At 42.9% G+C, this 12,258-nt stretch carries 10 protein-coding genes; 5 read left to right on the top strand and 5 right to left on the bottom strand.

The genetic code is table 11. From position 1 onward, the window contains the following. The first annotated feature begins 53 nt into the window (after positions 1–53). Positions 54–749: an outer membrane beta-barrel protein gene (locus DWX23_RS06255; protein WP_122373826.1), complete on the top strand. Its 696-nt coding sequence runs from the start codon at positions 54–56 to the stop codon at positions 747–749. Positions 750–810: 61 nt separating this feature from the next. On the opposite strand, the gene DWX23_RS06250 is transcribed toward DWX23_RS06255, so the two are convergent. The 5 genes from DWX23_RS06250 to DWX23_RS06230 all read right to left on the bottom strand — a co-directional run bounded on the left by DWX23_RS06250 (position 811) and on the right by DWX23_RS06230 (position 7,740). After that, positions 811–2,019, bottom strand: coding sequence for a hypothetical protein (locus DWX23_RS06250; protein ID WP_122373825.1), 1,209 nt, complete (start codon positions 2,017–2,019; stop codon positions 811–813). Positions 2,020–2,070: 51 nt separating this feature from the next. Further along, positions 2,071–3,969 (bottom strand): DUF349 domain-containing protein, encoded by a 1,899-nt coding sequence (locus DWX23_RS06245; protein ID WP_122373824.1) that lies wholly within the window; start codon positions 3,967–3,969, stop codon positions 2,071–2,073. Between the two features lie 342 nt (positions 3,970–4,311). After that, entirely contained in the window at positions 4,312–5,547 is a 1,236-nt protein-coding gene (locus DWX23_RS06240; protein WP_122373823.1) for a sodium ion-translocating decarboxylase subunit beta, read from the bottom strand. Further along, the gene (locus DWX23_RS06235) at positions 5,547–7,445 is read right to left on the bottom strand and encodes a biotin/lipoyl-containing protein (protein ID WP_122373822.1); all 1,899 of its coding nucleotides are present in this window, start codon (positions 7,443–7,445) and stop codon (positions 5,547–5,549) included. Before DWX23_RS06235 ends, DWX23_RS06240 begins: the two co-directional genes overlap by 1 nt. A 22-nt stretch (positions 7,446–7,467) precedes the next feature. Beyond that, positions 7,468–7,740: an OadG family protein gene (locus DWX23_RS06230; protein ID WP_122354344.1), complete on the bottom strand. Its 273-nt coding sequence runs from the start codon at positions 7,738–7,740 to the stop codon at positions 7,468–7,470. A 1,037-nt stretch (positions 7,741–8,777) separates the two neighbouring features. Between DWX23_RS06230 and DWX23_RS06225 the strand changes: the two genes are divergently transcribed. The 4 genes from DWX23_RS06225 (at position 8,778) to DWX23_RS06210 (ending at position 12,258) form a co-directional block, all read left to right on the top strand. Beyond that, complete coding sequence (locus DWX23_RS06225; RefSeq protein WP_255419750.1) at positions 8,778–10,178, top strand: sulfatase; 1,401 nt, start codon at positions 8,778–8,780, stop codon at positions 10,176–10,178. Between the two features lie 80 nt (positions 10,179–10,258). Next, the gene (locus tag DWX23_RS06220; protein ID WP_122373820.1) at positions 10,259–11,221 is read left to right on the top strand and encodes a tetratricopeptide repeat protein; all 963 of its coding nucleotides are present in this window, start codon (positions 10,259–10,261) and stop codon (positions 11,219–11,221) included. Between the two features lie 146 nt (positions 11,222–11,367). Further along, positions 11,368–11,520: a 50S ribosomal protein L34 gene (gene rpmH, locus DWX23_RS06215; RefSeq protein WP_005633099.1), complete on the top strand. Its 153-nt coding sequence runs from the start codon at positions 11,368–11,370 to the stop codon at positions 11,518–11,520. Between the two features lie 117 nt (positions 11,521–11,637). Then, positions 11,638–12,258 carry a PASTA domain-containing protein gene (locus DWX23_RS06210; RefSeq protein ID WP_122354341.1) on the top strand — a complete coding sequence of 207 codons (621 nt, stop codon included), beginning with the start codon at positions 11,638–11,640 and terminating at the stop codon, positions 12,256–12,258.

The raw sequence follows: 12,258 nt of genomic DNA, 5'->3' as shown, positions 1-12,258 counted from the left end.
TACGAAACTGTTTCGACTCTCGTTTAACTATCATAACAAAATAAATACAAGTTATGAAAAATAAGAGTTGTGTATGGCTGGTTTGTGTGCTGTTGTCTATTGCTGCAATGGGAAAAGCACAAGTGGTTACGTTGGAGAATGGGTTTAGTATTACTTCTATGCGGCATTCTAAGGTCGTATCGGGGAATGTTTATCCTTATCAGATGGCTTTGGGAATGCAGTATATGGATAAGGGATGGTATAATTTATCCAGCAGTATAGGGTATATGCGGAGAGGTGGTCAGGAGAAAATACTTTATGCTTCGATTACAGGAGAAAATAGTGATTACCTCACAGTGAAAGATAAACTGCATTATCTGACCGTAAGTACAACATTTGATATCAAGAAAACCAGTCAGGACGGGTACACCTTTTTTATCGGTGTCGGTCCCCGTCTTGATTTTAAATTGAAATCAGTAGAAGTGACATATTCTGATTTTGATCAATCCAGACCGGAAGGATATGAGTCTACTAAAGAAAATCTGGATGGCATTCACCCTGTTTTGTTCGGTTTGAAATGCGTAGGAGGCATACGGAAAGATATTGGAAATATGCAGTTAGGTTTTAATATCGCTTATTTACCGAGTTTTACTCATTTATCGAAAGGAGTGCATGACCGAACATTTACTTTTGGACTATCTTTGGGTTATAAATTAGGTGGAAATAAGGGAGATGTTAAAACAATCCGTACTGTTCGCCACCATAAATAATAAAATAGACAATTGATTTCTGACAAACAAGCTGCTTATGTTATGTAGATAGCCGGGCTATCTACATAACTAACATATAAGCCCTGTACCTTGTCTCTTTTGTGACCGGGCATAAAGATAAATATCCTTCCCTGATCTTGCCGTTTTCGATAATAAGCGGATAAGTCTCTTTCATAAAACGATGACGTTCGTAGGCTTCTCCATCTTTACTCTCATAGGTAATGTTGAAATCGCCGATAGCAGCAGGAGACAGGTATTTCTGGCTGAGGCGTAAAGCGACCAGCCCCATTGTGTAACGCATGTTAATCTCGATGCAGGGATGGATGGCATGCGTACCGTCCTTTGTTTTATATACGATCATATCTACACCCAGATATCCGCGATAGAGATTGCCATATATACGTCTCAGAGCATCGGTAACCGCATTTTGTATCTGAAGATAAACATCTTCTCCGACCCAGCGTTTGATCGGTGTGCTTAGATACTCCTGGCTGCCTAATATATTTCCCGAGTAGGCCCCTTTTTCTCCCGTTCCGAAAACAGACAATCCCTCGTAGGTGACATTTCCATTCCCGTCAGAATAAAACTCCATCGCTAAATCCTGTACCTTATTCAGACCGCATTCAATGCTGACAATCCCTTGTTTGGCAATGGCCCCTTCTATCCAGTTACGGTCTTTGGTCGTCAGTTTACGTTCCGGAATCCAGAGCAAACCGCGTCCGGATGAAGAATAGGGAGTTTTTACGACAAATGGAGCATTCTGCAGGATCAGATATTTCTCAATTTCTCTGATCTTCTTGCAAAATTTGGGAGCGACCGGGATCGGAAGGTCAGGTAATTGCTGGCGTATCAGTTCCAGACACTCAGCTGCCGTTTGCCGTCCGGTCAACCGGAAATAATCTTCTTTCCAGGCCGGTACGGATAAATTCAGATTGAAGTTATTTTTTAGCTTCCGGAATAGATGCAGGCTATGTGGGGATAATCCCCAGGGAGCAGCCTCCAATTCTGTGAACGACGTTTCCAGGCTCTTCAGTTCTTTGCCGGTGACAAGAGTGGCAAATGGCCTGAACTCTTTCGGTTTTAAAGAGAAAAAACGGGGAGAAGCGATCTCTTCCACGTAGACATAATCGTTGCTGTTTGCATACCAAACCGGAAGGTATGATAATTCCCTTATCATCCTTTGTACATTGGCTGGAGGCGTATAGTTTTCGGAACCCACTAATACAGCCGTTTCATGCCCCGGATTAAAAAAATGTATCTGAGATATCATAAGTTATATAAACAGCGAAGCCGTCTGTTAGTGAGACGGCTTCGTTTTTATTTATTCAAGATTTTCATCTATCGCATCGATCTTTTTGATTATGAGCGCCATCTCATCTTTCAGTTTTTCGATCTTGCGCTCCATCTCTTTTACGAGACCACCACCGCCTTTAGAGGAGATGCTGAGGAAACCGATGTTATTTTCGTATGTCTGCAATTCATTTTTCATGCGGTCATACATTCTCATCAGTTTTTCACGTTCGCCGTACAGTTTGCCCTTTCCGTGTTCTCCGCTTGTCATATCGTTCAGATTACTGCGGTACGACTGCATTTTACGGTCAGTCTGGTCTACTTTCAAACGGTCGAACTGATTGTCTACCGCTTCGTGATATTCTTTATAGATTTTATCTTTTTCCTTGAAAGGAACGTGACCGATCGTATTCCATTCTGCCATCAAACCTTTCAGTTCAGCTAAAGCGTCGTCTGTGCCCAGTGCTTCATCCAACTTATTGATCTTTTCGATCAACGCTTTCTTGGCAGCCAGGTTTGTCTGTTCTACGCTTTTCTGGGAAGACACGTTCTTATTCTTTTGTTCGAAGAAATAATCACAAGCAGAAATGAAACGTTTCCAAACGATGTCCGAATGCTTGCGGGCTACCGAACCGATCGTTTTCCATTCCTTCTGCAGAGCGATCATCTTTTCAGTCGTACTCTTCCATTCTGTACTGTCTTTCAGGGCTTCGGCTTTTTCACACAAGGCCTTTTTCAATTCGAGATTCTTTTCCATCTCTTCTTTGATACCTTTGTAGAAAGTACTTTTCTTATTGAAATAAACATCACAGGCTGCACGGAAGCGTTCGAATATCTTCACATTGGATTTTTTCGGTGCGAAACCGATTGTTTTCCATTTTTCCTGTAAAGCGATTACCTCTTTGTTCTTTTCTTCCCAGTCTTTGAATGTCTTCAAAGCTTCGAAGTCGATACCTTCTATTTCTTCGCAGATAGCTGTTTTAGCGATCAGATTCTCCTGCTCTTTCGATTTCAGTGATTCGAAGTGCTCCTGGTGACGTTTGTTGATCACGGTAGAAGCCGCTTTGAAACGAGCCCATAGCTCTTCGCGCAGTTCTTTTGCTACCGGACCGATCTCACGCCATTGCTGGTGCAGTTTCTGAAGCTGGTGGAACGCGGATACGACATCCGGTTCTGTCTGCAACTTTTCGACTGTTTCGCACAAGGCAGTTTTCAGTTCCAGATTCTTCTTGAAGTCATAATCGCGGAACTGATTGTTGATCTTGATTATATCGTAGAATCTTTCGCTGTAAGTCTGATAGTTTTTCCACAGTTCGTTTGCATGTTCCTGTGGTACGAGTTTAATTTCTTTCCATCTCTGCTGGATATCCTTAAAGTCGTTGTATAGTTTATTGAAATCGTCCTGGCTTTCTGTCAAGACTTTTAACTGATCGATCAGTTGGAGTTTCAGAGCATAGTTCGCTGCCTTCACACGATCCTCTTCTGCCAGGATTGCCGCTCTTTTTTCTTTGTAAACAGTCAGCAATTCTTTCAGTTTGTTTTCGGCTTCATCTTCAGGTGCAACGAAATCCTTTTCTTCTCCTCCGTCTTCGAGGAATGTTTTCTTCGATTCTTCAACTTCGGCTCTGTGGATTTTGTAAAATGCCTGTTTCAACGATTCCACCTCGTTGCGTGCAGTTTCGGCAGCAGCATTTACCAGTTCGGTCAATTTTTCAAGAATCTCTTCTTTAGACAATTTACCGATCGCATTCGCTGTTGCTTCCTCTACCGTTACAGTAGCATCTGTCGCCGTTTCAGTCGTTTCTTCCACTGTTCCGGTCGTTTCAACTTCAGCCGCAATGTTGTTTTCCGGAGTCACTTCCGGTGCTTTAGTTTCTTCCAATTTGCCAGTTTCTTCAGCCGGCAGATTAGTTTCATGAGTGTCCTTCATATTCAATCACATTTAAGAAAAGGATAAAAAACATTCCTATATCAAGTCACAAATTAAAGTATTTATTTTTGGATTACAGCATTTGAGGGCAATTTATTTATTAGAAAAGGTTAATAAATGCTCAAAAAGACCGAAATGAGTTACTTTAATCTTTGTAAAATGTCGGAAGAGAGAGGTGAAAATGTGCCCAAACAAATAAACCGGACGCAGATAACGCAGAATTCGCTGATATACGCAGATTTATTTTATTGATAATTAATAATGTCTGCGTTCCTCTGCGAATTCTGCGTTATCTGCTTCCGGTAAATATTCGTTTAGACATACTGTCGTATGTTATCAGTTTTAACCTAAGAACGATATCAATACACCTGCCGCAACAGCCGAACCGATCACACCGGAGATATTACTGGCCATACAATATTGAAGCACATGGTTTTTCGGATCGTATTTCAGGGCAATTTCGTTGGCTACACGCGAAGCCATCGGAACGGCACTTAATCCGGTTGCACCGATAAGCGGGTTGATCTTTTTCTTGGTGAATAAGTTGAACAGCTTCACGAAGAAAATACCTCCGGCGATAGACAAGGCAAATGCCAGGAATCCGCCGACTACGATACCGATTGTTGTCATATTCAGGAATGCCTCCGCTGTCATGGTTGCACCGACCGATAATCCGAGGAAGATCGTTGCCGCGTTCATGATGCTGTTTGATGCGGCATCGAACAGGCGGAATGTATTTGTTCCGATCTCTTTCACCAGGTTACCGAACATCAACATACCGATCAAAGGCACGGCACTCGGCACGAACAAGGCAACAACGGTCGTTACGACAATTGGGAAAATGATTTTCAGTACACGCAGATTCTTGATCTCTGTTGTGGACGGGTATTTCTTTTCCTGTTCCTTCATGTTGATGCATAACTCTTTCTTGGAACATAGCGCTTTTACTACCAACGGTATGATTACTGGCACCAAAGCCATATAAGAGTAAGCTGCAATAGCGATCGGGCCTAATAGATGAGGAGCCAGCTTAATGGTCGTAAAGATCGCTGTAGGTCCGTCGGCACCACCGATAATACCCAGTGCAGCCGCTTCTTTAGGAGTGAATCCCATCAGGATAGCAACCAGTAATACAGTAAAAATACCTAGCTGTGCAGCCGCACCGAAAATAGACAGGCGAAGGTTACGGAGCATCGGACCGAAATCGGTCAGAGCACCCACACCCATAAAAATGATTGGCGGAAGAAATCCTGTTTTGATCAACATGTAATATATGAAGTTCATCAGTCCCAGTTCGTGCGCAATGTCGTGCAAAGGCATTTCCCAGATATTCTTCATTACTCCGTGTACGTTGATCAATCCGTTTTCATCTGCCTGGATCACACCCATTTCGCCTCCCGGAAAGTTGGCGAGCAACACTCCGAACGCAATAGGGACAAGCAGCAAAGGTTCATATTGTTTCTTGATACCCAAATAAAGCAATATGAATGCGATTGCATACATGATCAGGAACTGCGGTTCAGCAATAATGTTGCTGAACGCAGTCATTTCATACAGATTTTGAAATATCTCGTTCATTACTGTATCGTCATTAATACGTCATCTTCTGAAACCGTATCACCACCGGCATAATTGATGGAAGTGATCGTTCCGCTGAATTCGGAACGTACGGCATTGTATGTTTTCATTGCTTCCACGTAGCAAAGAACATCGCCTTCTTTTACCACGTCACCCACTTTGAGCGGAGTTTCGGAAGCGTTCTTCACCAGGAAGAATTTACCTTCCAGCGGCGAAAGTATTTCGTTGCCTGCGCCAGCCGCCGGTGCGGGAGCTGCGGATGCGGCAGGTTGTGCAGCCTTTTCAGAGGCAGCCACCGGTGCAGCATTGGCAGAATCTCCGAAAGCTACGGTTACACGGTAAGGCTGTCCGTCGACGTCTACCGTCAATACCTGTGGCGTCGTAGGCAGGGCGGGAGCAGCGGCAACCGGTGCGGCCGGATGTTCTTTTTCCTGCTGGGCTTTTTTCTTCAGGGCAACATCTGCCAGGAATTCTACTTTCGCTTTTCCTGAACGGTAAGCCTCATACTGGGCCGGATGCATGGCGTATTCGAACAGTTCTTCATCGTCTTCACCTGTTTCCCATTGCTTTTCGTTCATCATCTTGCGGTATTTGTCGAGTGCATCCGGATAGTTATCCTGCGGATTGCCGGTGAAGAACTCGCGTCCTTCGGCTTTTGCTTTCTCGATAATCTCCGGCGCAAGCGGACCAGGCAGTCTGCCTGCTTTTCCGAGAATCATATCCCAGATATCATCGGCGATCATGCTCCAGCGGGCTTTCCCTTTTTCCATCTGCATCACGTTCATCAACGCCAGGTTCTTCACGTACTGGCTGAATGGCGTTACCAATGGAGGATAACCTACACGCGGCCATACATAAGCCACTTCGTCGAACAGCTTGATAAGCAGCTGGTCTTGCGACATCAACGGCTTGTTGTTCTTGATATTGCTCTTATTGATCGATTCCAGATTCTTTTCCAGGTCAGCCATCAGGCTACCCATCATACCGCCGGGAAGTCCCGGACCGATCAGCAGGGAGTTCATCAAGCGGTTCTTCGGGCTGATATACAAGCCTAAGAAATCGTCCATAAATTCCTGGATCATACTGCGCACTTTCATATAGGCTTCCATATTGATCTCCGGCACTTTGTAACCGGCATCTTTCAGCATTGCCTGTACGGTCAGCAGGTCGGCATGTCCTGTACCCCATGAAAGCGGTTCCATACCTACGTCGATATAGTCGCAGCCGGCATTACAAACTTCCAGAATGGAAGCGACATTGAATCCGGGGCCTGCGTGGCTATGATACTGGATAGGTATTTCAGGATGTTTGGCTTTGATATTGGCAACGATCTGTCCCAGCGAATAAGGACGACCGATACCGGCCATATCTTTGATACAGATCTCGTCTGCTCCCAGCTCGATCAGTTCCAGGGCCATCTTGGTGTAATATTCAACCGTATGGATGGGAGAGTGGGTGATACAGAGTGAGCACTGGGAGATCATTCCGGCCTCTTTGGCATACTGGATGGAAGGAGCGATGTTGCGTACATCGTTCAGTCCGCAGAACGTACGGGTAATATCGGTTCCCTGTGCTTTTTTTACCTTGTAGAAAAGCTGGCGCACGTCAGCGGGCACCGGGCTCATACGAAGTCCGTTCAGGGCACGGTCTAACATATGTGTTTGAATACCTGCTTCATGGAATGGCTTCGTCCATTCGCGTACGGCTTTATTAGGATTTTCTCCGAATAGTAAATTAACTTGCTCAAAACCTCCTCCGTTGGTTTCAACGCGGGCGAAACAGCCCATCTCAACGATAGCGGGGGCAACTCTTGTTAGTTGGTCTACTCTAGGGACATATTTACCGGCAGATTGCCACATGTCTCTGAAAACCAAACTGAATTTGATTTCTCTTTTCATGATATTTTGTGTATAGCTAGTATTATATTTTCTCGATCTTTGTAACCTTGCCCTGTCCGCCTGTAACCATGCTGACTGCTGCTACGATTGCTGCTGTGGTCTTGCCTGATACATTTCCTGCCTGTGCTGCGGCGGCTTGTGTTACCGTTTGCTTTTTTACGATGACTTCTTCAGGTGCGTATTTGTTAACCAGTGTGATTAATCCTTTACCTAAATAAATAACGATCAAAAGAATAGCAAATACTGTGGTCATTCCTACGACCATTAATAATAGTCCAGTTTCTATGTTTTCCATATTTATATTTGTGTGCAATAAAAGTATCTAATATCTCTGAGAGAAGTAACTAAAACAATCTCCGCCAAGTTATAAATTGCATGCAAATATAATAAAATATCGTTAGTATGTCTTTTTTTGTAATATAAAAAATAGTAAAAGAATGAAATGTTTTGCGTTAGATAAGTTTTGTATTGTTAGGTTATTGTGTTTTTTTGTGATAAAAAGCAGGTTTTGTCATTTCGCTTATCTTGTATTCGTGTTCGATACCGGGGCATGACAGATGTCTGATGTTTTTACAAAGGTATCAAACTGACAAAATGCTATATTATGTGTCTTATAGGAGGATTATTCGGGGGAGGAATAGACTGTTTGTTTTTTATGCAGTTGTAGAGAAGGTAGTCGTGTTTGAAATGCTGTTATTTCGATCGAATTGATGTTATTTAGTCGTGTTTGTGAATGTAATGGCTTCTCTTTTGTTGTTGTTGGATGTGTTTTATGTAGTTTATGATATTTAATGTCTGTCTGGTTTCAGGATAGTTCCAGATGTGTGGAAGTGTTTTAAAACATGCGGATAGGCTTTTTTGTCATTCTTGAAGTAATATATTTCTCTTTAAATTAACACAAATTAATTTTAGCCGCAGCAAAATTTTTCTGTAATAAAAATAGAATTCGTTTTCAATAAAATTTAATCTCGTTTAAAACGAATTTTATCCCGTCTATAGGGGAGTGAAAAGGCATTTTTAGCTGGAAGATGTGTTAATAAATATAAAAATCATTTTTCTGTAAAGTGAATGATGCTGAATGTATGTGTTATTCATATCCCTGCTTTTCAGTCAATATGCTTGTGAATTTGGTTTTATATTAGTAAAATGATATTTACATGGGTAAAAGACAGGTGTGCCGATCTGTTGACTACAGCAAAGTTACAATAGATTATAATCTGAGGATCAGAATATTGTTTAATTACTATATTTTCATTGCAGAACTTAAATAATCCGGTATTTTTGTAAAATGAACTTAGCTCTATATATACTATGAATTTCTGCATTAAACAAATGATCGTACCCGCAGCCCTGTGTTGTACTGTAGGTTCTTTATACGCTCAATCCAAAGAGCGTCCGAATGTCTTGTTTATTATGGCGGATGATCTTCGTCCGGAATTGGGATGTTATGGCGTAAAAGCAATTAAAACTCCCCATATCGATCGTTTGGCGGAATCATCTTTATTGTTTCAGAATGCCTATTGTAATGTTCCGGTGAGTGGTGCTTCGCGTGCCAGTCTGTTGACAGGAGTATTGCCTTATTATCCGGATAGATTCATCGGGTTTGATGCGTGGGCTTCACGTGACTGCCCTTCGGCGGTCCCTATTTCCAAATGGTTTACCGATCATGGTTATTATACGGTCTCCAACGGCAAAATATTTCATAATATAGAAGATCATGACGATAGCTGGAGTGAATATCCCTGGAGGGTTAATCCCGATGGATATGGCTCGGACTGGGCGGAGTATAATAAGTGGGAATTGTGGATGAATAAAGAATCAGGTAATTTTATCAACCCGAAAACAATGCGCGGTCCGTTCTGTGAATCAGCGGATGTGCCTGATACGGCTTATGACGATGGAAAAGGAGCTGTCAGGACAATGGATGATTTGCGGCGTCTGAAAAAGATGAACAAACCGTTTTTTCTGGCCTGTGGATTCTGGCGTCCTCACCTGCCTTTCAATGCTCCGAAGAAATATTGGGATATGTATGAGCGCGACCGGATCCCTTTAGCGGATAATCCTTATCGGCCTGACAATCTTCCGAAAGAGGTGACGCAGTCGGGAGAACTGTTTTCTTATGCCCGTGTGAATGACCTGCAGGAGGAGGTTTTTCAAAGGGAGGCAAAACATGGATATTACGCATGTGTCAGTTATATAGATGCCCAGGTAGGAATGATATTGGAAGAGTTGAAAAAACTGGAACTGGATAAAAATACGATCGTTGTTCTGTTAGGCGATCATGGCTGGGCTCTGGGTGAACATACTTTCTGGGGAAAACATACCTTGTTTGACCGGGCTACTCATGTCCCACTGATAGTCAAAGTTCCCGGAATGGAGACAGGAAAGACCGAATCTATGGTCAGTTTTGTCGATTTGTATCCTACGCTTTGCGATCTTTGCGGACTTCCTCAGCCGGAGGGACAGTTGCAGGGAAAGAGCTTCGTGCCTGTTCTGAAGGACCGGAAGACTAAGATACAGGATGAGGTTTTTATTCAATGGCAAGGCGGCGATAACCTGGTGAATAACCGCTATAGCTATACTGAATGGGTGAAAAAGGAAAAGACCTCACGTATGCTGTTTGATCATCGGGAGGATAAAGATGAAAATCATAATATTGCGGGCCAGTCGCGTTTTCAATCGTTGATGGATGGATTTTCAGCTATCATCAAAAAAATAAAGGCAAGTTTGTGAAAGGAAACGGGTTTGTTCTTAGTTGGTGTTAGATGCTAAAATAATTGTATATTTGCCCTCTCGAACATAAATATATAGCCATGGGAAATTTCTTTACATCTTTATTCTCTTCTTCAAAAAATGAGGATAGTGCAGAAGGGAAAGCAAAAAACGATCAGAAAAATTTTGACATATTAAAATATGACGGTATCCGTGCCCAAAAGATCGGACAAGTCGCTTATGCCATCAAATGTTTTACGGAAGCCCTGAATATTCAGGAGGATTTTGAAACAATGAATTACCTGGTGTCGGCTTACTCGATGGCTAACCAGACGGAAAAGGCATTGGAAACATTGAACCGGATGATAGAAATCGAACCGGATCATGTGCAGACCTTACTGACAAGAGTGAGTGTGCTCTTTATGCTGGATAAAGATGCAGAAGTGATCGCAGACTGCCTGCGGGTGATCGAACTGGAAGAATCCAATCATCTTGCCTGGTTCCTGATGGCTAAAGCCAAGAGAACGACCGGCGACCAGCTCGGAGCTATCGCCGACCTGACGAAAGCGATCGCTTTGAAAGATGATTTTACAGATGCATATTTACTTCGTGCGGAAGTTTTACTCGCTTTGAAGCAGGGAAAAGAGGCTTTGCCCGATATCGAAAAGGCCATCTCTTTGGCTCCCGAAGAGGAAACAACTTATTTGGTAAGAGGAAAAATACATGAATCGTTAGGGAATCTGGACGCTGCCGCTGACGATTATCAACAGGCTTTGGACTTGAATCCGTTCAATGAAGATGCCTGTATCCTGAAAGGAACGCTCCTGATCACAAAAGAATTGCTGGACGAAGCCATTGCTTTCTTTGACGAGGCGATCGAGATCCGTCCCGACTTTGCTAAGGCATATGCCGAACGGGGACGGGCGAAGAACCTGAAAGGTGATAAAGAAGGTGCTTTTGAAGACCTGAAAAAGTCCATCGAACTGAATCCGGAAGGTGAGGAAGCGAAGAAATTTGAAGGGCAGCATGCTAATTTTGAGAACAAAACATATATGCCATTTTAATGTTGGATAAACAGTAGGTGAATATTTGACACAGAATCCGGGCTGGAATTAAAAGAAAAAACTTTCAACTCTTTGTTTATTAAAAAAAAGCCTCTATCTTTGCAGCCCGAATTGATATGTAAGATAATAAATAAATATATAGAAAGATGAAAAGAACATTCCAACCTTCCAACAGAAAAAGAAAGAACAAGCATGGCTTCCGTTCTAGAATGGCTACTGCTAATGGCCGCAGAGTATTAGCATCTCGTCGTGCTAAAGGAAGAGCTAAATTAACTGTATCTGACGAATATAACGGATAATCTCCGTTAGAAGAAATTAGTATAAGAAAGTAGAGGTTTTTGCTAAAAAGCCTTTACTTTCTTTGTTTTAACGGCTTTGTTTTCTATTTTTGATCCCGCCTACAAAAACAAACAGAAATGAATAACTTTTTTGTTAAACTGATAAAGAATCCGTACGTCCTGAATCTCTTGCTGGCAGTGGTCGTTGCCTGTGCACTGATCTATGGTACGTTGGTATGGCTCGATAAGTATACGCGGCATAATGAAGCGGTTGTCGTACCGGATGTAAAAGGGCTGAAGATAGAAGAAGCGGCTGAATTCTTCAAAAATAACAACTTACGTTATAATGTGATCGACTCAGTGTTCTCCAAGGATGTAGATCCGGGGGCAATTGTCGAACTGGTGCCGTCGGCAGGTTCGAAGGTGAAAGAGGGACGTATCGTATTTATAACGGTGAATGCATTGACCTCGCAGATGGCGACGATTCCGGAAGTGGAAGACTTGTCGTTCCGCCAGGCGTATGCGCTATTAAAAGCCCGTGGATTTGAAAAAGTAGAGATTGAGTATGTCCCGGGTGATTTCAAAGATCTGGCTGTCTCTGTCGATTTACGCGGACGGACTCTGGCGAAAGGGGAGCATGTCCCGCTTACGGCGCCTTTGGTGCTGAAAGTGAGCAGTGGGGATGCAGAGCTTCCTACCGACTCTTTGTCTAATATGCCCGTTGAATCATTGGATAGTGAAGAAGAAAACTGGTTTTAA

Origin of the sequence: Parabacteroides sp. AF18-52 (genome assembly GCF_003479145.1) — a bacterium.
Lineage (GTDB): Bacteria > Bacteroidota > Bacteroidia > Bacteroidales > Tannerellaceae > Parabacteroides > Parabacteroides faecis.
This window is presented reverse-complemented; position numbering and strand designations above follow the sequence as displayed.

Coding starts and splice junctions, on each gene's coding strand:
- DWX23_RS06250 (WP_122373825.1), bottom strand. CDS start 2,019: ATGATATCTCAGATACATTTTTTTAATCCGGGGCATGAAACGGCTGTA.
- DWX23_RS06220 (WP_122373820.1), top strand. CDS start 10,259: ATGGGAAATTTCTTTACATCTTTATTCTCTTCTTCAAAAAATGAGGAT.
- DWX23_RS06240 (WP_122373823.1), bottom strand. CDS start 5,547: ATGAACGAGATATTTCAAAATCTGTATGAAATGACTGCGTTCAGCAAC.
- DWX23_RS06225 (WP_255419750.1), top strand. CDS start 8,778: ATGATCGTACCCGCAGCCCTGTGTTGTACTGTAGGTTCTTTATACGCT.
- DWX23_RS06210 (WP_122354341.1), top strand. CDS start 11,638: ATGAATAACTTTTTTGTTAAACTGATAAAGAATCCGTACGTCCTGAAT.
- rpmH (WP_005633099.1), top strand. CDS start 11,368: ATGAAAAGAACATTCCAACCTTCCAACAGAAAAAGAAAGAACAAGCAT.
- DWX23_RS06235 (WP_122373822.1), bottom strand. CDS start 7,445: ATGAAAAGAGAAATCAAATTCAGTTTGGTTTTCAGAGACATGTGGCAA.
- DWX23_RS06255 (WP_122373826.1), top strand. CDS start 54: ATGAAAAATAAGAGTTGTGTATGGCTGGTTTGTGTGCTGTTGTCTATT.
- DWX23_RS06230 (WP_122354344.1), bottom strand. CDS start 7,740: ATGGAAAACATAGAAACTGGACTATTATTAATGGTCGTAGGAATGACC.
- DWX23_RS06245 (WP_122373824.1), bottom strand. CDS start 3,969: ATGAAGGACACTCATGAAACTAATCTGCCGGCTGAAGAAACTGGCAAA.